The organism is Staphylococcus sp. FSL W8-0056 (assembly GCF_037963075.1).
In the GTDB taxonomy this organism is placed as follows: domain Bacteria; phylum Bacillota; class Bacilli; order Staphylococcales; family Staphylococcaceae; genus Staphylococcus; species Staphylococcus aureus.
The window spans coordinates 1,881,887-1,906,600 of sequence record NZ_CP150142.1; the positions used below are offsets into that span (position 1 = coordinate 1,881,887).

Annotated in this window: 15 protein-coding genes and 2 pseudogenes; 8 read left to right on the top strand and 9 right to left on the bottom strand. The window is 33.3% G+C overall.

Annotation, left to right across the window (positions count from 1 at the left end):
- From czrB to NSS86_RS09610, 3 genes and pseudogenes are all read left to right on the top strand, one after another.
- Positions 1-978, top strand: a complete 978-nt coding sequence (gene czrB / locus NSS86_RS09600) for a CDF family zinc efflux transporter CzrB (RefSeq protein WP_000019734.1) — start codon at positions 1-3, stop codon at positions 976-978.
- Between the two features lie 265 nt (positions 979-1,243).
- Entirely contained in the window at positions 1,244-2,335 is a 1,092-nt protein-coding gene (locus tag NSS86_RS09605) for a hypothetical protein (RefSeq protein ID WP_000495669.1), read from the top strand.
- 319 nt (positions 2,336-2,654) lie between these two features.
- Positions 2,655-2,729: pseudogene (locus NSS86_RS09610) on the top strand (hypothetical protein); the annotation flags it as partial.
- A gap of 38 nt (positions 2,730-2,767) precedes the next feature.
- Here NSS86_RS09610 and NSS86_RS09615 read toward each other — a convergent pair.
- Positions 2,768-2,872, bottom strand: a complete 105-nt coding sequence (locus NSS86_RS09615) for a hypothetical protein (protein WP_001802298.1) — start codon at positions 2,870-2,872, stop codon at positions 2,768-2,770.
- A 160-nt stretch (positions 2,873-3,032) separates the two neighbouring features.
- A pseudogene (locus NSS86_RS09620) lies at positions 3,033-3,131 on the bottom strand (resolvase); the annotation flags it as partial.
- A gap of 420 nt (positions 3,132-3,551) precedes the next feature.
- On the opposite strand from NSS86_RS09620, the gene NSS86_RS09625 reads away from it, so the two are divergent.
- Positions 3,552-3,710, top strand: a complete 159-nt coding sequence (locus NSS86_RS09625; protein WP_001792784.1) for a hypothetical protein — start codon at positions 3,552-3,554, stop codon at positions 3,708-3,710.
- A 657-nt stretch (positions 3,711-4,367) separates the two neighbouring features.
- Here the strand turns inward: NSS86_RS09625 and NSS86_RS09630 are convergent.
- The 3 genes from NSS86_RS09630 to glmS all read right to left on the bottom strand — a co-directional run bounded on the left by NSS86_RS09630 (position 4,368) and on the right by glmS (position 8,112).
- Positions 4,368-5,225 (bottom strand): Cof-type HAD-IIB family hydrolase, encoded by an 858-nt coding sequence (locus tag NSS86_RS09630; RefSeq protein WP_000370925.1) that lies wholly within the window; start codon positions 5,223-5,225, stop codon positions 4,368-4,370.
- Between the two features lie 67 nt (positions 5,226-5,292).
- Positions 5,293-6,075 carry an ABC transporter ATP-binding protein gene (locus tag NSS86_RS09635; protein ID WP_000908182.1) on the bottom strand — a complete coding sequence of 261 codons (783 nt, stop codon included), beginning with the start codon at positions 6,073-6,075 and terminating at the stop codon, positions 5,293-5,295.
- 231 nt (positions 6,076-6,306) lie between these two features.
- On the bottom strand, positions 6,307-8,112 hold the full coding sequence (gene glmS, locus NSS86_RS09640; protein ID WP_000334463.1) for a glutamine--fructose-6-phosphate transaminase (isomerizing): 1,806 nt from the start codon (positions 8,110-8,112) through the stop codon (positions 6,307-6,309).
- A gap of 680 nt (positions 8,113-8,792) precedes the next feature.
- Here glmS and NSS86_RS09645 point away from each other — a divergent pair.
- From NSS86_RS09645 to NSS86_RS09660, 4 genes are read left to right on the top strand one after another with little or no spacing between them, the layout of a single operon-like run.
- Positions 8,793-10,331 (top strand): PTS mannitol transporter subunit IICB, encoded by a 1,539-nt coding sequence (locus NSS86_RS09645; protein WP_000083807.1) that lies wholly within the window; start codon positions 8,793-8,795, stop codon positions 10,329-10,331.
- A 34-nt stretch (positions 10,332-10,365) separates the two neighbouring features.
- Positions 10,366-12,498: a BglG family transcription antiterminator gene (locus tag NSS86_RS09650; protein ID WP_000927371.1), complete on the top strand. Its 2,133-nt coding sequence runs from the start codon at positions 10,366-10,368 to the stop codon at positions 12,496-12,498.
- An 11-nt stretch (positions 12,499-12,509) separates the two neighbouring features.
- Positions 12,510-12,944 (top strand): PTS sugar transporter subunit IIA, encoded by a 435-nt coding sequence (locus NSS86_RS09655; protein WP_001292149.1) that lies wholly within the window; start codon positions 12,510-12,512, stop codon positions 12,942-12,944.
- The gene (locus tag NSS86_RS09660; protein ID WP_000648723.1) at positions 12,944-14,050 is read left to right on the top strand and encodes a mannitol-1-phosphate 5-dehydrogenase; all 1,107 of its coding nucleotides are present in this window, start codon (positions 12,944-12,946) and stop codon (positions 14,048-14,050) included. Before NSS86_RS09655 ends, NSS86_RS09660 begins: the two co-directional genes overlap by 1 nt.
- 318 nt (positions 14,051-14,368) lie before the next feature.
- Here the strand turns inward: NSS86_RS09660 and NSS86_RS09665 are convergent, their stop codons facing one another.
- From NSS86_RS09665 to cdaA, 4 genes are all read right to left on the bottom strand, one after another.
- Positions 14,369-21,292: a SasC/FmtB family protein gene (locus tag NSS86_RS09665; protein ID WP_001048272.1), complete on the bottom strand. Its 6,924-nt coding sequence runs from the start codon at positions 21,290-21,292 to the stop codon at positions 14,369-14,371.
- A gap of 277 nt (positions 21,293-21,569) precedes the next feature.
- Positions 21,570-22,925: a phosphoglucosamine mutase gene (gene glmM, locus NSS86_RS09670; RefSeq protein ID WP_000521495.1), complete on the bottom strand. Its 1,356-nt coding sequence runs from the start codon at positions 22,923-22,925 to the stop codon at positions 21,570-21,572.
- Positions 22,926-22,951: 26 nt separating this feature from the next.
- Positions 22,952-23,884, bottom strand: a complete 933-nt coding sequence (locus NSS86_RS09675) for a YbbR-like domain-containing protein (protein ID WP_000894032.1) — start codon at positions 23,882-23,884, stop codon at positions 22,952-22,954.
- Position 23,885: 1 nt separating this feature from the next.
- Positions 23,886-24,695 (bottom strand): diadenylate cyclase CdaA, encoded by an 810-nt coding sequence (cdaA, locus tag NSS86_RS09680; protein ID WP_000347896.1) that lies wholly within the window; start codon positions 24,693-24,695, stop codon positions 23,886-23,888.
- Positions 24,696-24,714: the final 19 nt, after the last annotated feature.

The window sequence follows — 24,714 nt, forward strand, 5'->3', positions numbered from 1 at the left end:
ATGTCTCATTCACATCATCATGACCATATGCATAGTCATGTAACTACAAATAATAAGAAAGTATTGTTTATATCGTTTTTAATAATCGGTCTATATATGTTTATCGAAATCATCGGCGGTCTCCTTGCTAACAGCTTGGCATTACTATCTGACGGTATCCATATGTTTAGCGACACATTCTCATTAGGTGTTGCACTTGTCGCATTTATTTATGCTGAAAAGAATGCCACAACTACAAAAACATTTGGTTATAAACGTTTCGAAGTACTCGCAGCGTTATTTAACGGTGTAACGCTTTTTGTAATAAGTATTTTGATTGTTTTTGAAGCGATTAAACGTTTCTTTGTTCCTTCTGAAGTTCAATCAAAAGAAATGTTAATCATTAGTATTATCGGTTTAATTGTCAATATCGTTGTTGCATTCTTTATGTTTAAAGGCGGCGACACTTCACACAATTTAAATATGCGTGGTGCTTTTCTACATGTTATCGGAGACTTATTAGGTTCAGTTGGCGCCATTACTGCAGCTATTTTAATTTGGGCATTTGGATGGACAATCGCCGATCCTATCGCAAGTATTTTAGTTTCCGTTATTATTTTAAAAAGTGCTTGGGGTATCACAAAATCTTCAATTAACATTTTAATGGAAGGCACACCAAGTGATGTTGATATAGATGAAGTTATAACTACTATTAAAAAGGATTCACGAATACAAAGTGTGCATGATTGCCATGTTTGGACAATTTCAAATGATATGAATGCATTGAGTTGTCATGTTGTTGTAGACCATACATTGACAATGAAAGAATGTGAATTATTATTAGAAAACATTGAGCATGATTTATTACATTTAAATATTCACCATATGACTATTCAATTAGAAACGCCTAATCACAAACATGATGAATCGATTATATGTTCAGGAACACATAGTCATTCACATAACCATCATGCTCATCATCACGCGCATGTACATTAATAATTTTAACCTACTGCCATTGCATCGATTAAACTTTTCAATGGCAGTAGGTTTTTTATGTCTTTATGGCGACTTGTTTGGTCTTTGATGATGCAATGTTTATTAACAAATTTTCAACTATTATTTCTTACATTAGTCATATTTTTGACAATTTACTATTATAATTCTCTAACTTTAGTCACTTTAATTAATTTTTATTAGATATTAATATGAAAATAACGTGTTTTTTGTTATTGTATTTATATGAAGAAAAGGAGGCACCACTTTGTTTACTTACTTTAAATCAGCATTTAAAAATGCTAAACCACAATTATTAATAACATTGATATATGCACTTATAGCATTTGCTGTAATTGCAGTTGTATATTTACTTGCTAATTTCCAGCTTGCTAAGTATGCACAAACTATTGCAATTTATTCACAATTTGGGCAAAAACCACCAGTAGATGCATATTTAAAAGTTATCGCTGTATTACTTATAGCAGCTGTAGTTTCACTGTTTGTTTTAGTTCAAATTTTTATCGGAATTACAAATGTTATGAAACGGGCAATGAGTCATGAAAAAGTAAAATTTACCGATTTATTTATTGCATTTAAAAAAGGTAATTATTTAAAGAGCGTTCTGATCGGTCTTGTATCTATAGCAATGATTATCGTTCTTTCACTTCTGACATCATTACTATACAAATTATTTTCTCCAGTATCAGAAATGATTATGAATTCAGTACAATCATCATATGCAGATAGTACACACCTGATTGGTATTGCTATTACAACTCAAAGCATCATAATCATTGTTGTTTTATTGATTAAAGCAATTATTACTTGGTTATTGTTAATACCTATTTTCAACTTTATGACTAGTTTCGTTGAATCAACTAACGATAAAGTAAAAACACACTTAGCTAATGGATTTAAAGCAATGAAAAATGGTCAAAAAACATTTTTCAAATTTTTCATTGGAATACTATTATTAAACTTAATTATTATTTTATTTAAAACACCTGTTGGTTACTTGATTTCATTTAATACGCAATCACTCTCTCAAAGTGTTGCAGAAAATATCATAAGAGTTTATACAGTAATGACAATCATTTTATTCGTTGTTATTCATGCAATCATTTTAATGGGTATCGTTCAATATTACTTAAAACGTGGTCAAAAAATTACTAAAGATAAAGTAAAAACAGCTGACAAGGATAAAAAAGTTGTCACTGAACCAAAAAATACAAAAGTAGAAAATGGTAAAGTGACAACATCTGTTGAAACAAAAACAGAAAAAGCACAAGATTCATTAAATGATAATACAACAAAAACGATGACTTCAGATAAACCAGAAGACAATCAACCAAAATAAATTTTGGAGCCCCTTACAACTTTAGTTGTTAGGGGCTCTTATGCATGCGCTTAGCGCAGGCGCTCCTACTTTTCAACTTTAGTTGTTAGGGGCTTCTTTCTAAAATAACTAAGTGAATTATCTATATATGAAGAGGTCTCCAATACTTTTTATATAATTCGTGATTACATTCTATACTTTTAATTGTATTTTCTGCTGTATGGAAAGTTGGTTTTATTAATTCTGATTATGTTCAGAACTACAATTCATAAGAAAAATGTGTTAAAATATATTTGTAGTAAGTAGAAGCAAAAGATGAAAATCTTTAACTCTTGAAACACAAAAAGGGCAACACTCGGAAACATGTTACCCTAATGAGCCCGTTAAAAAGACGGTGACCTTATATTTTATTTAAAAATAGCCTTCAAAATGCCGGTCAAAGCGAATAGAAGGTTATTTTTTATGGTCTTGAGTACTAATCAATACTAAACCAATGATTGTTAATACAACCATCAGCATTTCAAAATCAGACATGCTAGTCCTTTCTAGGAGTAACAACTATAACCATAGGCATCACCCCTTTATTAAGAGATTAGCCACCATCTATCCAACTTGCTCAATAAATATTATAACATGCACACTTTTAAACAGTAATTCATAGTATAAGTTTTTTCATTTCTTAATCAACTCGATAAACAGTTGAGTGACATACCCTTGTCTAACTAGCTATTTCTTCCCCTGTTATCGTTTGTTCATCATATAAAAATTTAATTTCTCATTTTTTATTCTCTGATAAAGAAGAGCACCAACCTTTTCGGCTGATATGCTCCCTTCAAAATAGACATTGAAAAATGAAAACTTTGAAAGAGAAATCGTCAGTCTATTATTGATAAGTATTATCCTATCCTCGAAAAATTACTTTCAGACACTAGTGAACAAAAATTTTACTATAAGCGTATACTTTGGCAATATTCGAAGGAAAAACATGGATTAACCTGTGCATATTATACATTTAGAGCTTATATACTTAAACATGATGAATTTACTCCTTATATTATGAAATGTTATCAATAGATGTCGCCTAAAGATACAACAAGATTCGAGACAAAACCTGATCATCAAGCACAGTTTGACTGGAAAGAAAGCATTAACTTTAAAACGAAAGATAATCAAAGGATTCCACTATATATAGGTGTGCTACTACTTTATTATTCTCGTTTTATAATCATGCATAACAATGAGTAAATCAAGTGATGCCTTATTTAATTCATTAACACAATCGTTTGAGCTAATAGAAGGTGTATATAATGAACTTGTAACGGATAACTTGAAAATAGTCATGTATAAGCCAAGAAAAGAAAGTACAAGTGGTCGAATAAATCGTAGATTTAAATAATTCGCTGATGGTTTTAAATTTCAAGTAAAACCTTGTATTTCCGGCCTCCCTAGAAAAAGATAAAGTTGAATCAATAACAAAAATATTAGATGAAATTAATGCTTACCAAGACGAATTGCATTTGGAAGAGATTCCTAAGTTTTTTTAATCTTAATGAACGATTTAACTACTAAGTTCATACTAGTACAGGTAAATTGCCTATTACTGCCTAAGAGAAAGAAAAAATTTTCTTACAACCACTACAGAATGTGAATGTAAAAAACTCATATAAAGTGAAACATATCTTACTTATGGAATGAAATGTTTGATTATCCCAAAATCACAAATGCGATTTTGGAGTTGTTAGGGGCTCTAACGCAAATACACCCCTACTTAAAATAACGGTAGTTGTTATAGTATACTTAAATGCATAAACCATATAAAAGGTGATGCTAATATGACATACGGTTCAATTGTAGCTATACTCTGTGCCCTATTTGTGATTTTCTTCATTCCATATATGGAGAAGAAAGACAAAAAGAAGAAGTAACACTAGTATCTGGATTACTAGCATACAAAGGAGCAGTAAGACATTTTCTAATAGAAAATAACTTTACTGCTCTTTGTACATTACTCATCAACTATTGTAAATTAAATAATAAATAACTACCTATTTTATTAATCAGCTAAAAAATGCTTTGCTAAATATTTTGCTGCGCCATCCTCTTCATTCGTGTATGCCGTTACATCTGAAGTTAATGCTTGGATTTCAGGGCGTGCATTTTTCATAGCAACTGTATAATGACCAAATTCAAACATTGCTCTATCATTGTCGCTATCTCCAATAACTAACGTTTCTTCTTGATGAATACCAAAATGTGCAATCATTTCTTTAATGCCTGTACCTTTATCAGTTTGATAAGCCATTGTTTCCGCATTAAATCTTGATGAATTTGAAACACTAATCTGTAGTTGCACATGATTTTGCTTTAATTCATCTCTAAATGCTGTTATTTTTTCTAAATTAGAACTGAATAGATAAATTTTTGAATATTCACCTTCAGGAAACTTAGTTACCCAATCTATCTTACCAGCAAGCGCATCTTGTCTTGAAGACCATTCACTATGACTTACGCCATTAATAGGATCTTGACTACGAATCATATCTCGCATCCATGTTTCATCTTCTTTTAAAGAAACTCTATTACCTTCAAAAGGAAATACCTCATAATAAATTTGTTGGCGCTTAGCTAAATTAGTAATTTGTTGCACTTGAGCCAATGATAAACCATGCTTGAAGATAATTTCTCCATCTACTTCTCCAATTGTTCCATTTGAACTAATGATGCCATTAACCGCAAAATCTTGAGGTACAAGTTGATGTATTTCAGAATGCGAACGTCCTGTTGCCAAAAATACTTTATATCCTTTCTCTCTCAATTGATTAATGACATCTTTCGTATACGTTGATGCTTGATTATTTTCATGTAAAATTGTTCCATCCATGTCCAAAAATATTGCTTTTACGTTATCCATATTGCCCTCCACTGTCCATTTTATCTTAATTAAATTTTGTCATTATTACTTATTATTTGCAAAATATTTACTCTAACATTGCCATAGAAAATCGATTATTCCATCTTTGAACTGCTACATTTTTCTGGAAAAATCGTGACATGTTTTCAGATGTCAAAATATCATCTATTAATCCTTGTTGTACACTTTCCCCATCTTTTAATAGCAAAATTTTAGTAAAGTTACCAGTAATTTCTTCAATAAAGTGCGTCACATAAATCATCGCAAGCGTTGGATATGAATCTGACAATGAGTCAAGTATATTCAATAGTGACTCACGAGCAATAAAGTCTAAACCAGCTGCTGGCTCATCTAAAATTAAAACCTGAGGTTGCCCCATTAAAGCTCGTGCAATCATCACTCGTTGTTTTTCACCTGTAGATAAATAACCAATATATTGTTGCGCTTTAGCAGATATTCCAACTAATTTAAGTAAATGATGTGCTTCATTACGTACCTCATCATCAATATCTTGATAAACACCAATTGATTTAAAAGCACCGCTTATCACCACATCGATTACTCTTTCACCCTCTTGAAACTTTTCCAGTAAACTATGAGATACAAAACCTATATGTTGTCGTACAGTCTCTGCAGAATACCCTACCTTGCCTGGCATTTTACCAAATAGATTAACACCGCCAGTTGTCGCAGGCTCATATGCATTTAATATATTTAATAGCGTTGTCTTACCAGCACCATTCAACCCATATAATATCCATTTATCACCTTTAGCAATTTGCCAAGAAATATTTTTTAAAATTGTTTTTCCTTGCTTCATTCGCCCAATTTGATCTAATTGAATTAACATGCGAGGTCACCCCTTTATTGCTACTCCATACTTCTCATAAAATCATATTAACATAACACCCTTAATTGTCAGACTATTTAAATAAATAAAACACTTCCTTTTTACGCATTTCTGCCAAATTAAGATGAAGTAAAAGCTAAGTCGACCTAAAAAAGCACCCTTCTAGTCGATTAATCTAAAAGGGTGCCATATACTTTAATTTTAATACATGATTGATTCTAAAAAAGTGAATTATTCTACAGTAACTGATTTAGCAAGGTTACGTGGTTTATCCACATCTAAATCTCTGTGTAATGCTGCATAATATGAAATCAATTGTAATGCAACTACTGAAACTAATGGTGTCAATAATTCATGTACATGAGGAATGACATAAGTGTCGCCTTCTTTTTCAAGACCCTCCATAGAAATAATACATGGATGTGCACCACGTGCTACTACTTCTTTAACGTTACCACGAATTGATAAATTAACGTTTTCTTGAGTTGCTAAAGCAACAACTGGTGTGCCATCTTCGATTAATGCAATCGTACCATGTTTAAGTTCGCCACCAGCAAAACCTTCTGCTTGAATGTAAGAAATTTCTTTAAGTTTTAACGCACCTTCTAAACTTACGTTATAGTCAATAGTACGTCCGATAAAGAATGCATTGCGTGTTGTTTCTAAGAAATCTGTTGCAATTTGTTCCATAATTGGTGCATCGTCAACAATTGCTTCTATTGCTGTTGTTACTTTTGCTAATTCTCTCAATAAATCAATATCTGCTTCACGACCGTGCTCTTTTGCAACGATTTGAGACAAGATTGATAATACTGCAATTTGTGCAGTATATGCTTTTGTAGATGCAACTGCGATTTCAGGACCCGCATGTAATAACAATGTGTGGTCTGCTTCACGTGATAAAGTTGAACCTGCAACATTAGTGATTGTTAATGATTTATGACCTAATTTATTAGTTTCAACTAATACTGCACGGCTATCTGCTGTTTCACCTGATTGAGAAATATAAACGAACAATGGTTTTTCAGATAATAATGGCATGTTGTAGACAAACTCTGATGCAACGTGTACTTCAGTTGGTACGCCAGCCCATTTTTCTAAAAATTCTTTACCTACTAAACCTGCATGGTAGCTTGTACCTGCTGCAATAACGTAAATGCGGTCTGCTTCTTTAACATCATTGATGATGTCTTGATCAATTTTCAAGTTACCTTCTGCATCTTGATATTCTTGAATAATACGACGCATTACTGCTGGTTGTTCATGAATTTCTTTTAACATGTAGTGTGCATAAACACCTTTTTCAGCATCTGATGCATCAATTTCAGCAATATATGAATCACGTTCTACAACGTTTCCATCTGCATCTTTAATAATAACTTCATCTTTTTTAACAATAACGATTTCATGGTCATGGATTTCTTTATATTCGCTTGTCACTTGTAACATTGCAAGTGCGTCTGATGCGATAACATTGAAACCTTCACCAACACCTAATAATAATGGTGATTTATTTTTAGCAACATAGATTGTGTCTTTGTCTTCAGCATCTAATAAACCTAATGCATATGAACCATGTAATAATGACACAACTTTTGTAAATGCTTCTTCAGTTGAAAGTCCTTGATTTGAAAAGTATTCAACTAATTGAACGATAACTTCTGTATCTGTTTCTGAAATGAATGATACACCTTGTAAGTATTCACCTTTTAACTCTTCATAGTTTTCAATAACACCGTTATGAACTAGAGTAAAACGGCCATTTGATGATTGATGTGGATGAGAGTTTTCATGATTCGGTACACCGTGTGTTGCCCAACGTGTGTGACCGATTCCAACAGGTCCATCAAAATCGCTACTATCAGCAACTTTACGTAATTCTGCAATACGACCTTTTTCTTTAAATACAGTTGTATTATCATCATTTACTACCGCGATACCTGCAGAGTCATAACCTCTGTATTCTAATTTTTCTAAACCTTTTAATAATAATTCTTTGGCATTATCATAGCCAATATAACCAACAATTCCACACATAACGACATTTTCCTCCATATTGGAATAGTACGCGTAAATTATGATTTATTGCCGATAATTTAGATTGACAATCTGCTTTCATAATATAAATAGGAACATGCTATTATCGCATTCATCCATAACAAATTAAGCATAGTTATTTTTACAACTATACAAATTGCTCACACTGTACTTTCCATATTAATATTTTTTATATTCAATTTCTGGCGATCTTATTAACTTTGTCCATTAAGTCACCCTAATGTTTTACTTAATAAGCTAACGAATGAGCCACATCCGGGATAGCATCCGCCGATCTATTCGATCACTATCCTCCTCGTCTACAAATACATATATTGCACTCTATAAAGGCCACTCATATATTAACCTTTAATCTTCAAATACAAATATTTATTTGCACAGGCGCTTTAACTGTACTGCCGAACTTTCCCCCTTTCCATTAATCATTATTGTACAACGGTGTTGTTTTGTTTTGCAAATATTTTCACAATAAAATTTTAAAAATCCTAAAACAATTTTTTTGTTTTACTTTTTCAAAATATCTATACTGTCACATTGATGACACTTTATTTAATTTTGTCACATTTATTTTGACAAAGTTGATTTTTGTTTATATTGAGTAACAAGTAACGTCTCTATACACTATATATAGTCACATATATTAAAAAAGAGGTGTAAATATGTCGCAAACTGAAGAGAAAAAAGGAATTGGTCGTCGCGTTCAAGCATTCGGATCATTTTTGAGTAGTATGATTATGCCAAACATTGGTGCATTCATCGCTTGGGGTTTCATCGCGGCCATTTTTATAGATAATGGATGGTTACCTAACAAAGATTTAGCTACTTTAGCAGGACCAATGATTACTTATTTAATCCCATTATTGATCGCATTTAGTGGTGGTCGTTTAATTTATGATTTACGTGGTGGTATCATCGCAGCAACAGCAACTATGGGGGTCATCGTTGCATTACCTGATACACCAATGTTACTTGGTGCAATGATTATGGGTCCACTTGTTGGTTGGTTAATGAAGAAGACCGACCAATTGATTCAACCTAGAACGCCACAAGGTTTTGAAATGTTATTTAATAACTTTTCTGCTGGTATTTTAGGATTTATCATGACGATTGCAGGATTTAAAATTTTAGCACCACTTATGAAATTTATTATGCATATTTTATCAGTGGCAGTTGAAGCATTAGTACATGCACACCTACTTCCACTTGTAAGTATTTTAGTAGAGCCTGCAAAAATTGTATTTTTAAACAATGCGATTAACCATGGTGTATTCACACCGCTTGGTGCAGATCAAGCTGCAAAAGCTGGTCAATCAATTTTATACACAATTGAATCTAACCCTGGACCAGGTTTAGGTATCTTACTTGCTTATATGATTTTTGGAAAAGGCACTGCAAAAGCAACGTCATATGGTGCTGGAATTATCCACTTCTTAGGTGGTATTCATGAAATTTATTTCCCATATGTATTAATGCGTCCTTTATTATTTATCGCTGTTATTTTAGGTGGAATGACTGGTGTTGCAACTTATCAAGCAACAGGATTTGGATTTAAAAGTCCCGCGTCACCAGGTTCATTTATAGTTTACTGTTTAAATGCACCTAGAGGTGAATTCTTGCACATGTTGCTCGGTGTCTTCCTTGCTGCACTTGTATCATTCGTTGTAGCTGCTTTAATTATGAAGTTCACTAGAGAACCAAAGCAGGATTTAGAAGCTGCGACAGCTCAAATGGAAAATACTAAAGGGAAAAAATCAAGCGTTGCTTCTAAGTTAGTATCTTCTGATAAAAATGTTAATACAGAAGAAAATGCTAGTGGTAATGTTAGTGAAACATCTTCATCAGATGATGATCCTGAAGCGCTATTGGATAATTACAACACTGAAGATGTTGATGCACACAATTACAATAATATAAATCATGTTATTTTTGCCTGCGATGCGGGTATGGGTTCTAGTGCAATGGGTGCAAGCATGTTACGTAATAAATTTAAAAAGGCGGGCATTAATGATATTACAGTTACAAATACTGCGATTAATCAATTGCCAAAAGATGCTCAATTAGTTATCACTCAGAAAAAACTAACTGATCGTGCTATTAAACAAACACCAAATGCCATCCATATTTCAGTGGATAATTTCCTTAATTCACCAAGATATGAAGAACTTTTAAATAATCTAAAAAAAGATGATCAAGCATAATAATTAAATAAATTAAAAAATGGAGGATACCGCCATGTTATTGAGTACACGTGAAAAAGAAATGATAGCCCTATTGATTAAGTACCACAGTCAATATATCACTATACACGACATTGCTCAGCAACTTGCGGTGTCCTCTCGTACTATTCACCGTGAATTAAAAGGTGTTGAAGCATATTTAACTTCATTTTCATTAACTTTAGAACGCGCAAACAAAAAAGGGCTACGCATTGCTGGCGCAGATTCTGATTTAAACGATTTGAAGCAATCGATTGCACAACATCAAACCATTGACTTATCTGTTGAAGAGCAGAAAGTAATTATTATATACGCTTTGATACAAGCCAAGGAGCCAGTTAAACAATATAGTTTAGCGCAAGAAATTGGCGTTTCTGTCCAGACTTTAGCAAAGATGTTAGATGATTTAGAGCTTGATTTAAATAAGTACCAACTATCTTTATCTCGAAAGCGTGGCGAAGGCATTTACTTGGTAGGTACTGAATCAAAGAAACGTGAATTTTTAAGTCAATTAATGGTGAATAACTTAAATAGTACTAGCGTTTATTCAGTAATTGAAAATCATTTTGTCTTTCATTCATTAAATCAAATCCACAAAGACTTTGTTGACTTAGAGCGCATTTTTAATGTTGAAAGACTATTAATGGACTACCTAAGTGCCTTACCCTACCAACTTACCGAATCAAGTTATTTAACTTTAACTGTCCATATCGTGCTATCCATTTCACGTATAAAAAATGGAGAGTATGTCGCATTAAACGATGATATTTATGATTCTGTACAAAACACATTTGAACACAAAGTAGCAAGCGAACTTGCTGATAAACTTGGTCAAATATATGACGTCACGTTTAATCAGGCAGAAATTGCTTTCATTACTATCCATTTACGTGGAGCTAAACGAAAAAATCTTAATGATACATCATTAAATAATCGTTGTGAAGAAAACAAAATTAAAGCGTTTGTTAACAAAGTAGAAATGATTTCCGGTATGACATTTGCAGATTTGGATACTTTAGTAGATGGACTGACGCTACACCTTAATCCTGCAATCAATCGTTTGCAAGCTAATATCGAGACCTATAATCCGTTAACAGACATGATTAAGTTCAAATATCCAAGACTATTTGAAAATGTAAGATTAGCTTTAAATGATTGTTGGCCTGATTTGATTTTTCCAGAGAGTGAAATTGCTTTTATAGTTTTACACTTTGGTGGCTCGATTAAAAACCAAGGTAATCGATTTTTAAACATATTAGTCGTTTGCAGCAGTGGTATGGGAACTAGTCGTCTATTATCAACTCGTCTAGAGCAAGTTTTTAGTGAGATTGAGCGTATTACACAAGCATCAGTCAGCGATTTGAAGTCACTAGATTTAAGTCAATATGATGGCATTATTTCTACTGTGAATTTAGACATCGACTCCCCCTATTTAACGGTAAACCCATTATTACCAGATAGTGATATCAGTTATGTCGCACAGTTTTTAAATACAAAGTCTACGTTCCAAGAGACGCATGATAAATCATCAAACATGATTGATAAGGATGATGTTCATGTTGAAACGAAAGATGTTGATGGCAACACATCTTTTGAAAATGAACAAACTTCATACTTAACTTCAGTTTTCGAAAAACATTTAAGTGACGAAAAATCAGAACAATTATTGCATCATATGCGTTCGGGTTTAACTTTGCTTGATTCAGTGAAAATAGTTAGTACCGAAGTTAAACAGTGGCAAACATATATCGCAGATTATCTATATCAATGCGATGTAATAAACGATCCAACGTCATTCGCTGAACTACTAGAGCAACGATTGATTGACAATCCAGGATGGATATTAAGTCCATATCCTGTTGCAATACCACACCTAAGAGACAATATGATTAAACACCCTATGATTCTAATCACAGTTTTAGAAGAACCGTTAACATTGCCTAGTATTCAAAATGACAATCAAACAATTAAATATATGATTTCCATGTTTATTCCTGACAATGATTTTATGGCATCACTGGTAAGTGACTTGTCCGAATTTTTAAGTTTGAAATTAGAATCTATTGATACTTTTATGGAAAATCCACAGGAACTTGAAACATTATTAAGAAACAAATTTTTAGAACGAATTAAAAAACAATTTATTTAGGAGTGTACAAAATGAGCGAATTATTTAGTAATGACAATATCTTTTTAAATGTAAATGTTAACAGCCAAAATGAAGCAATTGAAAAAGCAGGTAAAGCCTTAGTTGATAGTGGTGCTGTAACAGATGCTTATATTCAAGCAATGAAAGATCGTGAGCAAGTTGTATCAACATTTATGGGAAATGGCTTAGCAATTCCTCATGGCACAGATGAAGCTAAAACAAATGTGATTCACTCAGGTTTAACATTATTACAAATCCCTGAAGGCGTTGACTGGGATGGCGAAGTAGTTAAAGTTGTAGTGGGAATCGCTGGTAAAGATGGCGAACATTTAGACTTGTTATCTAAAATTGCAATTACATTTAGCGAAGAAGAAAATGTGGATCGTATCGTTCAAGCAAAATCTGCAGAAGAAATTAAACAAGTATTCGAGGAGGCAGATGCATAATGAAAGCAGTTCACTTTGGTGCTGGTAACATAGGTCGTGGTTTCATTGGTTATATTCTTGCAGACAACAATGTTAAAGTAACATTTGCAGACGTCAATGAAGAAATCATTAATGCTTTAGCTCATGATCATCAATACGATGTTATTTTAGCTGATGAGTCTAAAACAACGACGCGCGTGAATAATGTTGATGCAATTAATTCAATGCAACCTTCTGAAGCGTTGAAACAAGCAATTCTAGAAGCTGATATTATTACAACAGCTGTTGGTGTTAACATACTACCTATTATTGCTAAATCTTTTGCGCCTTTCTTAAAAGAAAAAACAAACCATGTTAATATTGTTGCTTGTGAGAATGCTATTATGGCAACTGATACATTGAAAAAAGCAGTACTTGATATTACTGGCCCTCTTGGTAACAATATTCATTTTGCTAACTCAGCAGTTGATAGAATTGTACCATTACAAAAGAATGAAAATATATTAGACGTTATGGTTGAGCCATTTTACGAATGGGTTGTTGAAAAAGATGCATGGTATGGTCCAGAACTAAACCATATTAAATATGTTGATGATTTAACACCATATATTGAGCGTAAATTATTAACTGTGAATACAGGACATGCATATTTAGCGTATGCTGGTAAATTTGCAGGTAAAGCTACCGTATTAGACGCTGTAAAAGATAGTTCAATTGAAGCTGGCTTACGCCGTGTTTTAGCTGAAACAAGTCAATATATTACTAATGAATTTGATTTTACTGAAGCGGAACAAGCTGGTTATGTTGAAAAAATAATAGACCGTTTCAACAATTCTTATTTATCTGATGAAGTGACACGTGTCGGACGAGGTACGTTACGTAAAATTGGCCCTAAAGATAGAATTATAAAACCATTAACATATCTTTATAATAAAGATTTAGAACGCACTGGTTTATTAAATACAGCTGCATTGTTATTGAAGTATGATGATACAGCAGACCAAGAAACTGTTGAGAAAAATAATTACATTAAAGAACACGGTTTAAAAGCGTTTTTAAGCGAATATGCTAAAGTTGACGATGGCTTAGCCGATGAAATAATTGAAGCGTACAATTCACTTTCATAATTTATTGAGCTTTGTTTGAAACAAGAAGTTTCCAACGTTATTCGTTAACAATCAGTAATAATGTAGTAGTTCCGTTGAATTAACAATATTAAATTTCTGAACATAAAAAATACTCCCTTCAACATAGACACTTAACTTGTGTTATGTATGAAAGGAGTATTTTTGCGTTAATAATTTGTTTTATTTTCGAGCCACAGCGACCTATTCAATTGCTATTGGTCATTACTAAAACAAATTCATATTAACTGTTAGACTTGGTTACTTAGTAAGGAATATTTCCCTATGAAATAACTAGATGTTCACATTCTTGAATAAATTTTATTCTTCAGTTTGTTGGTCTTTCTTAGTGAATCTTCTAATTAAGAATGCCATACCTGCACCTAGAGCTAATTCAGCATATGGTAAATCGTCATTATGTGACATACCAGTATCTGGTAAAGTTTTAGCTTGTTGTTTAGGCTTATTAACTTTTCCTTGTTGGTCTGATTTTGCATTTGCTTTGTTTTCTTCAGGCTTAGTTACATTAAGCATATCTTGATGCATACTATGACTACCATTTGAAACTGTTGCTGGAGATGCATTGGCACCGTCGTTTTGCGTAGCTTTATTGTTTGCAACTGGGCCAACTGATTTTTGCGTATCATTAGTATCTGCTGTTGCCGTATCATCTTTTTGGCTAACATTAGTTGAAGTCATTTTATCTTTTGCTTCAGAAGATGCAGATGTTGATGGTTTATTCGAAACTTCAGTATCAGCTTTGCTTGGCGATTTATCTGCTTCGTTAGATGCAACGTTAGTTTCAGACTTAAGTTGTCCTGCATCAGTTTGATTTGTCGTACTTTCTTCTTTATCTTTTGATGTATTAGAAGGTACATTTGGTTCTGTTATGTCTGCTGAAGGCAATGTTTCAGTTGTTGATTCAACCATACTTTGATTTGTTGAATCTCTACCATCTTTTTCTGCCTTAGCTTTATTTTCAGATTTTGGTTGTGCAACCTTGCCATTAGTTGATTGAGATTCAGCACTATTATTTACTTCAGCATTTTGTTTTGAATCATTTACAGATGCATTATCTTTACTATCAGCAGATGATGCTGCTTCTGTGCTCGCAGTTGTTGGAGCCGTTGCTGTTGATCCTGTTGGTGCATTCTCGTTTGTTGCTGTAGTTGTACTATTGTTATTTGTTGTGCTTTCTGCTGGCGTTGCATTATCTGTTTCTGTTACAGGTTTATCAGTTGTGCCGTTATTAGTTGATTCTACTTCTGGTTTACTAGTTACATCGTTATCCATTGTCGGACTGTTTGTTGATGCATCTGCACTAGAATTGTTATTAGCTTGCGGTTTATCCTTTGCATCATCAGTTGCTGATGTTACTGTTGTTTCACCTGTTGCCGCATCACTATTATTTGGTGTTGTCGGAGAAGCGTCTGCTTTGCCATTATCTGTCGTCTCAGATACGTTAGGTTGTCCAGTGTTTTCTGGTGTTGCATTAGCATTTGAATTTGCTGTTGCATCATTATTATCTGTACCATTATTAGTATCATTAGCATCTGGATCATTCTGAGGCACAATCGCTTCAATTGCAGGTATCGTTACATTTTGTAATTCAGCAACCTCTGTATTTGTTTGTGTTTTATCTAATTTATCAGCAAATCTGTCAAAATATCTACCTAAATCTGTACGTGCAATTTCTTTCGCCGATGCATCTGCATCTGCATTTTTAATTATTTCTATTTGCTTGTTAACCACTTCTCTAATTGCTTCCAAAGCATTTTTCTTAACTACTGGATTAATACGTTGTGCTTTAAGTTGTTCAAGCGCACTATTTTTGACAGTAGCGATTTCTGCATTTGTAGTTTGATCAGAAATATCTTCAGTTGCTTTTGATAAAATGTCTTCTAAAGCATTCGTAAACGCTTCTTTTTCTTCAGTTGTAGCATCAGCGTCGACATTTACACCTGCTTCAATCTGGTCTAGTGCAGTTTCTAATTCTTCGATAGCTTTTTGTTTTTCTGTTGAGTCAATTTGAATGTTATCAAATGCCTCAAGTCCTTGAGCTTTCGCTTTTTCAACTTCAGCAGTTGTTGTTGCATCAGTAATACCTTGTTTAGCTTGATCTGTAATTTGTTTAATCATTGCTAATGCTTCAGTTTTTTCTTCAGCAGTTAACTGGTCACTATGATCAATTGATTCTTTCGTATCTTCTGCTTTAGCTTCAATAGCTTGGTTCGCTTTAGGTTTAACAGTAGCATCTACTTGAATAGTATCAATTGCTGCTTTACCTTGTGTTAATGCATCATCAACGTCACCATTATCCACACCATTATTAATGTTTTCTAATGCAGTTTGAACATTTTGGTCAACTTGCTTAATTGCTTGTTGCTTTTCATCTTGTGTTGCATTAGTGTCAGCTGAAATATTATTTTTCTTCTGATCTGCATAAGCATATAAATCTGTTGTAGCTGATTCTTTTTTACCTGTTGGAATTGTGTAATCGTTAATATTATCTAAGTCATTATGAATTTGAACTTCAATGTCATCTTTAGAAGTAGCTTGATTAACATTTTGATCCGCAGTTTGTTTTAATTCAGCAAGTTTTTGTTTCGCTTCAGCAATTTCACTTGAAGTCGATGCGTTAGAGTTATCCGCTTCGTTTACTTTAGCATTATATGCATCTTCAATTTTAGCTAAAGCATCTTTTTTGTACTCACTAAATGTTTTAACTGCATTAATTTTAGCTTTTCCTTCTTTAACTGCATTATCAACATATTCATTTGTTGATGATTGATCGACATTTGTTTTCGCTTGATTTAATTCAGTATCAACTTCTTGTTTTGCATCATTAATTTCTTGTTGTGATGCATTTGGTGTTTGTTCTATTTGTGTTTTCTTATCAGCTGCAGCTTGATCTAATTCTTTTTTACCTGCTGGTTTCTTAACAGGATTTGCATGAAGTTGTTGAACTTTTTGTACTGCTGTATCTTTAGCAGTAGTTACATCACCTGTAGTAGTTGCTGCATTAATATTATTTAAACCTTCTTCATATGCTGCTCTAACTGGTCCAATATCGTTACCTTTTTCTTCATTAGTAGTCTCATTATTATTAAGTATTTCAGTTATTTTATTTTGCATTTCAGTTAGCAATTCTGCTCTTGCATTCGTTTTAACATCTGTTGATGCTTGAATTGGGTCAATTGCTTGAATTGCATTATCTTTTGCAGTGTTTACATCATCGATTGACTGTGCATTTTCAATATTTTGATTACCTTGTGTTAATTGTGCGTCTACTTGTTGATTTGCTTGTTCTTTTTCTTCAGTAGTCGCATCTGCAGTTTGTGCAATAAGCGCTTTTTGTTCGTTTGCTTTTGTTGCTAATTCATCTTTCGCAACATCTTTAATTGTTGTATCTGCAGTAATACCTTGAATATCAGCAACTGCTTGATCTTTAATTTGCGTAACATCATTAGTTGTTTGTGCATTTAAGATATCTTGATACGCTTTTTCTTTAGCTTTTAAAACTAAATCTTTTGCTGCATTTTTCTCTTCAGTTGTAGCGCCAGTTGTATTATCAATTGCTTGATTTTGAGTTGTCACAGCTTGATCAACTTCATTTTTCGCATTCGATTTAACTGCTGTTGCTGGTTGTGTGCTTTGAATTGAATTCTTTCCAGCGTCTTTCGCTGTATCTACACCATTATCATCAGTTGCAGCTGTAATATTATTTTTCGCGTCTGTAACTGCTGTTGCTAATTGTTGAATAGCTGCTTCTTTTTCTTCATTTGTAGCGTTCTGATCATTATTGATAACATTTGTTTGCGTTGCTTGTAATTGATCAATCTCATCTTTAGCCGCTTGTTTCTTAACAACTTTTGGTGTTACCGCATTAATTGCTGCTTCTGCATTAGCTTTCGCTTCATCAACTTGTGCGTTAGTAGTTGCTGCTGAAATGGCTTGATTTGCTTTACCATTTTCAGTATTTGCTTCTGCATCAGCTGCTTGTTTTTCTTCATCTGTTGCATCTGGTGTAGCTTGAATCTCTTGCAATTTGTTATTTAAAATTGCTGTGATTTCATTACGTGCAGTTGCTTTTTTATTAACTGTTGGTGTTACTTGATCAATACTAGTTTCACCTGTCGTTTTCGCTTGGTCTACATCATTTTGACTATTAGCAGCTTCAATGTTGCTATTTGCTTGTGTCACAGCATTATCTACGTCCGCATTAGCCGCTGCAATTTCTTCAGCAGTAATATCTTGCGTTTGAGCGATTGCTGTTTTACGTTCATTCGCTTTCGTAGCAATTGCTTGTTTCGCATTATCTTTAGTTGTTGTTGCTGGCTGAATCGCTTCAATTTTAGCAATTTCTGCATTTTTAGCCGCTTCAACTTCCACATTTGAATGAGCTGCATCTATTGCTGCATCAGCAGCCGTTTTTTCAGTTTGAACTTGTTGTTTAGCAGCTTCTTTTTCTTCTGTTGTTGAAGCATTGCTATTTTGGATTTCTTGTTTACGTGTATTATATGCGTTTTCTACTTCTGTATCAGCTGCAGGTTTAACTTTTGCTTGTGTTTGAATTGCATTGATTTTATCTAATACTTTTGCTTTAGTATCAGCCACTTCTTGTTGTGATTTAACAACTTGGATGTCATGTAAACCTTCTGTTTGAGCTGCATCTACTGCTGCATTTGCCTCTGCTACTTCTTCATCAGTTGCATTTGAAACTGTAGCATTTTGCGCTTTTCTAGCTGTAGCTGCTTGTCTAACTTCTTTATAAGCATCCATTTTAGTTTGAGTTGAATCCGTAATATTCTCAATTTTGAATATTTCTTCGTTTTTAACGCGTTCTAAATCTTGTGCAGTCGTTGTCGCTTCAATTGCTTTAACACCAGAAACTTTAGCTGCATTAATACGTTCAATAGCTTCCGCTACTTCTTCATTTGTTGTATCAGGATTTAAAGGTGCTTGATCAATTTGTGCTTGAACAACTTCGTCAAATTCTTCAAGAGCTGCTGCTTTAGCTGTTGTAGCAGGTGTAGTTTGATTAATATCATTGATTGCTTTTGTTTTAATGGCTTCTACTTGTGCATTTGTTGTTGCTGCATCAATATCTTTAATTGCCTTTGTTTCAATTTTACCAATTTTATCATTTGCTACATCTTTTTCATCTTGTAATGATGCATTTGACTTTTTAATTTGTTGTTTACGAGTTGTAACTGCTTGGATAATATCTTGTTTCGCTTGAGGTTTAACTGTTGGTGTAATCACATCTTGTTCTAACACTGCGATACCATTATCTTTTTCAGTTGTGACACCTTGTGATGTTGTTTGTTTATTAATTTCTGCGATTGCATTATTTTTATCATTGTTAATTTTAGTCACAAGCGCTGCAACTTCATCTTGCGTAACTTTTTTACTTTGTTGTGCTGCTGTAACCTTTTCTTGAGCTTTAGTATCTAATTCAGCAATTGCTGCTTGATTATCAATTAATGCAGCTTGTAATTTAGTTACTAAACCGTCAATATCCGCTTGAGATGCACGATTTGCAGTTTCAACGTGATTCGCATCTTCATTTAAAATAGTGTCTGCTTGTTGTTTAAGTTTATTGTATTCTGCAATTGATGCTGTTGTGTAATGACTATTATCAACTTGTGAGTTTACTTGTTGTTGCAACGCATCTTTGTTCATTTCAACCGCTACTGAAAATGGATCTGCAGTTAGTGTAACTTCTGGTTGCGCATTATTAATTACAACATCTGAAGCAGTACGATATGTTAATTTTTCATTAAAATCAATATTTTTAGGTGTATCGATATTCGCAACATTAACTTTATATGATAATTTTAAAGATTTATCTGGGAATAAAACTTCTTTAGTGTGTGTACCACGTGCCGTTGTCACACCTTGGCTTGTAAATGTAACTTTATTTGCAGTTTGATCATAATTAACAGTCATATTTTTCAATACTGTACTGTCTTCATTACCATTAGGGAATGTTGTAGTTAATGAATCATTAACGTAAGTTACACCTTGTGGTAATGTTACTTCATATTTAAATTGATCTGCTTTTAATGAAGCACCAAAATTACCATTGTTACCGATTTCAGTATTAATAGTATATTCTTTATTGTTAGTTGCTTTCGGTGCTAAATCTCTATTTTTGACATATAAATGTGATCCTGAGAATAGACCTACATTATCAATGAATGAATAGTATTTATAACCATCTTTATTTGTTGTAATTCTTGAAGCATCAGCAACTGCTGTATTGTCAGGAATAAATTGTAAATCTAAACGATCAGCATCAGTTGGTACTTTAAATAAATGTGCAGTACCAGTCTTAGCAACATTTACAGTTGCTAATTCAGTATTTTTCTTAGCATCTTTAATAACTAAATTTGTTGTACCTTGCTTACTATTCGTTTGCATAGTAGTAAAGTTAATAATTAATTCTGAATCTGGTTTTACATTTACAGTTTTTGTAATACCGTTAAAGTTACCATGATCTGTAGAATCATTTGCATTCACACGACCTAATGCAGCCACGTTTCCTTTAGCTTGATAGTTTTGAGGGTTATTCTTATCAAACATATCGCTTCGTCTTAATTCTGAGTTAACGAAACCAATCTTACCGTTGTTAATTAATGAATAACCATTTACTTTATCTGTAACAGTTACAGTTGGATCCTGTCTATTCTCATCTGTTGATATGGCAGGATCATCAAATGTTAATGTCGTATTAATACTGCCTTCACCAGTATTGCTAGCATTTGGATCTTGAGTTTGTGCGTTTGCTGCTACAGGTGCTGCTGGTTGCGCTGCTGCTGGAGCATTCGCTGGCTGTGTTTGATTTGCCGGTGTTGCATTATTATTAGGTGTTGCTTGGTTATTTCCTTGACCTGCTTGGTTTGCCGGTGCTGCTTGATTTCCAGGTTGTGCTTGTGCAGCGTTATTCGGATCAGCTTGATTACCTTGTCCAGCTGGTTGTGCTGCTCCTCCTGCTGGATTAGCCTGTCCACCTTGGTTTGCTGGCTGTGCTGCAGGATTAGCTTGAGCACCAGCATTTGCGTTAGGCTGTGTATTGGCATCAGCTGGTTGTGCTGGTTGATTTTGTGCAGGCTGATTTTGCTCTGCTGCAGACGCTGTTGTCGGGTTAGTAGATATAAAAGTAACAGTGGCAATTAAAGCTGAAAAAATACCGACATTAAATTTTCTGATACTAAATTTTTGTTGTCTGAATAAATTCATTAAGTCATCCTCCTGGTTGATTATTCTCGCTGTTAAATGATTTCACTTAATCAACTGTTAAGATAAGTAGTAGCATCTGCGTTAAAAACACAAAGCAACTCTATCTAATTAAAATTAATTTTATCATCATTATATATTGAGTACCAGTGTATTTTATATTACATATTGATTACTTTGTTTTTATTTTGTTTATATCATTTTACGTTTGTACTATAAATTATTTCTAGAAACACAAAAAAACCGATGCATACGCATCGGCTTATTTGTAATACAGTATTTATTTATCTAATCCCATTTTATCTTGAACCACATCAGCTATTTGTTGTGCAAATCTTTCAGCATCTTCATCAGTTGCTGCTTCAACCATGACACGAACTAATGGTTCTGTTCCAGAAGGTCTTACTAAAATTCGACCTTCTCCATTCATTTCTACTTCTACTTTAGTCATAACTTCTTTAACGTCAACATTTTCTTCAACACGATATTTATCTGTTACGCGTACGTTAATTAATGATTGTGGATATTTTTTCATTTGTCCAGCTAATTCACTTAGTGATTTACCAGTCATTTTTATTACAGAAGCTAATTGAATACCAGTTAATAAACCATCACCAGTTGTATTGTAATCCATCATAACGATATGCCCAGATTGTTCTCCACCTAAGTTATAATTACCGCGACGCATTTCTTCTACTACATATCTGTCGCCAACTTTAGTTTTATTAGATTTAATTCCTTCTTGTTCAAGCGCTTTGTAAAAACCTAAATTACTCATAACAGTAGAAACAATCATGTCATTATTCAATTCTTGATTTTTATGCATTTCTTGACCAATAATAAACATAATTTGGTCACCGTCAACGATTTGACCATTCTCATCTACTGCTATGATTCTGTCTCCATCGCCGTCAAATGCTAACCCAAAATCACTTTCAGTTTCAACTACTTTTTCAGCTAATTTTTCAGGATGTGTAGAGCCACATTTCTCATTGATATTATATCCATCAGGACTACATCCAATTGTTTCAGTATCTGCTTCTAAATCACCAAATAAGAATGGCGCTAGTGATGATGTTGAACCATTTGCACCATCTAAAACAATTTTCAAACCTTCAAAGTTAACATCTACTGTTGATTTTAAATAGCTCAAATATTTTTGTGCCCCTTCAAAGTAATCTGAATAATGTACAATATCATTGCCAACTGGTCTTGGTAATTCTGGATTTTCTTGATCCAATAATGCTTCAATTTCATTTTCTTGTTCATCTGATAGTTTAAAACCATCTGATCCAAAGAATTTAATACCATTATCTGCAACTGGATTATGAGAGGCTGAAATCATTACACCTAACTCTGCACCCATATCGCGTGTTAAATATGCAACACCTGGTGTTGAAATAATACCTAATCGCATCACTTCTGCACCAATTGAAATCAAACCAGCTATTAATGCTGATTCTAACATTTCACCTGAAACTCTAGTATCGCGACCTACAAGTACACGTGGGTGTTTTTCACCTTTATTATGTGCTAGAACATAGCCACCGTATCTTCCTAATTTAAATGCCAATTCAGGTGTTAGTTCTTGGTTTGCGACACCTCTTACTCCGTCTGTACCAAAATATTTTCCCATTGTTTACTCTCCTTTAATTTAGCTATTTATTTTACATTTATATAAGCCTTCGTTTCACTTGGTTGTGCTTTAGTGACATGTTCTGGTAAATTGATTTTTACAGTCTTTTCAGTTGATTCTGAAATACCATCTAAATCTACTTCTGCATCAACTTCGCTTATATTTTGTAAGTCATCTCGACTACCGAAGATTTCAATTTCTTTATCTTCTAAATCAATCGAACTTAACTCTTTATCATCTGCTAAACTACCTTTCTGTTTAACATTTACTTTAACCTTTTTGCTAAAAGGCTCTACTTTAACTTGTAAATTCACTTCATTAGGTTGAATCGATACATTTAATTTATTCAGTTTTTTATCAAAAGCCGTTACTTCTGCGACATCTTTTGTGTCACCATTAATCTTTTTATTAGTTTTAAAAGTGGCTTTTAAATAAGCGATATCATTCAATTGTTCTTCTCCACCTGTTACTTTAACTGTTTGTGGTGAAACTTCTTGCTTTGTAATTTTATAAAGTGGATCAATATCACTCTGACTTACATCAGGTTGAACTGTCATCTTTTTAGTTACTTTGTTTTCAAGCGTAATATTTGCTAATTTAGGTTTTACAGAATAATGAATGTCATCAGCTAACCCTTTAACTTGATACTTCTCTTGATATTTTCCAGCTTTAGCATTTGATAAATCAATCACTACTCTTAAATCTTCTGGATTTTCAATTTTTATTATCTTTGATTGTGGTCCTGAAATAGTCACATTAACTGTTTCAGGCGCTTTTGTTAAATGCAAATCTTTAGTGTTATAAAGAATTTCAACGGGTACATCTTGAATCGTTTTACTAGACTTTTGACCAAGATTACCAGTGTTAAAGATATTTCCAAAAACATTGTTAACAGATAAAAAGAAAAACAATGCCAAAAGAAAGGCAATAAATCTCAAGCCCCATTTACTTTCTAGCATATTATTTCACACCTTTCTTTTGAAAGCGTGTGCCAAACCAATGTTCAGCAAGCAACTCTTCAAAAATTTCGTTTGAAATGTCTCGTCGTAATTTTCCATCAAATGTTACCGAAATATCACCAGTTTCTTCAGATACAATAACGGTAAATGCATCAGATACTTCTGAAATACCAACCGCAGCTCTATGTCTTGTACCCAAACTTTTAGATATCTTAGGACTATCAGACAATGGCAAATAACTTGCTGCTGCTGCAATCTTAGTGCCTTGAATAATCATTGCACCATCATGTAAAGGTGTGTTAGGTATAAAGACATTAATTAAAAGTTCTTGCGAAATATTTGAATCCATTGCAATACCTGTTTCAATATAATCTTGAAGACCTGTTTCTTTTTCAAAGACAATTAATGCACCTATACGTCTTTTAGCCATATATTGCACAGCCTTTGAAACCGATTGAATCAATTTCTCTTCATCTTTACTATACGTATTAGAAGTATAGCGTTTTAAAAAGCTACCTCTACCAAGTTGTTCTAACGCACGTCTAATTTCTGGTTGGAATATTACTATTAAAGCTAATACCCCCCATTGAATAACGATATCGAATAATTTAGATGTTGCAGTCAAGTTCAATATCATACTTATCTGCTGACCAATAACAATTACTAATATCCCTTTAAGTAATTGTATCGCTTTAGTTCCCTTAAAGACCGTGATGAGAAGATAAAGTACATACCAAACTATCAGTAAATCAAGGATACTCGTTACAATTTTTAACGTACTGAGGTTTTGAAAAAAGTTGGAAAAATCCATAACATCTCCTCCGGGTAAT

Excerpts from the sequence above, each read along its gene's own strand:
- czrB (WP_000019734.1), top strand. The coding sequence starts at position 1 with ATGTCTCATTCACATCATCATGACCATATGCATAGTCATGTAACTACA.
- NSS86_RS09625 (WP_001792784.1), top strand. The coding sequence starts at position 3,552 with ATGAGTAAATCAAGTGATGCCTTATTTAATTCATTAACACAATCGTTT.
- NSS86_RS09630 (WP_000370925.1), bottom strand. The coding sequence starts at position 5,225 with ATGGATAACGTAAAAGCAATATTTTTGGACATGGATGGAACAATTTTA.
- NSS86_RS09635 (WP_000908182.1), bottom strand. The coding sequence starts at position 6,075 with ATGTTAATTCAATTAGATCAAATTGGGCGAATGAAGCAAGGAAAAACA.
- glmS (WP_000334463.1), bottom strand. The coding sequence starts at position 8,112 with ATGTGTGGAATTGTTGGTTATATTGGCTATGATAATGCCAAAGAATTA.
- NSS86_RS09645 (WP_000083807.1), top strand. The coding sequence starts at position 8,793 with ATGTCGCAAACTGAAGAGAAAAAAGGAATTGGTCGTCGCGTTCAAGCA.
- NSS86_RS09650 (WP_000927371.1), top strand. The coding sequence starts at position 10,366 with ATGTTATTGAGTACACGTGAAAAAGAAATGATAGCCCTATTGATTAAG.
- NSS86_RS09655 (WP_001292149.1), top strand. The coding sequence starts at position 12,510 with ATGAGCGAATTATTTAGTAATGACAATATCTTTTTAAATGTAAATGTT.
- NSS86_RS09660 (WP_000648723.1), top strand. The coding sequence starts at position 12,944 with ATGAAAGCAGTTCACTTTGGTGCTGGTAACATAGGTCGTGGTTTCATT.
- NSS86_RS09665 (WP_001048272.1), bottom strand. The coding sequence starts at position 21,292 with ATGAATTTATTCAGACAACAAAAATTTAGTATCAGAAAATTTAATGTC.
- glmM (WP_000521495.1), bottom strand. The coding sequence starts at position 22,925 with ATGGGAAAATATTTTGGTACAGACGGAGTAAGAGGTGTCGCAAACCAA.
- NSS86_RS09675 (WP_000894032.1), bottom strand. The coding sequence starts at position 23,884 with ATGCTAGAAAGTAAATGGGGCTTGAGATTTATTGCCTTTCTTTTGGCA.
- cdaA (WP_000347896.1), bottom strand. The coding sequence starts at position 24,695 with ATGGATTTTTCCAACTTTTTTCAAAACCTCAGTACGTTAAAAATTGTA.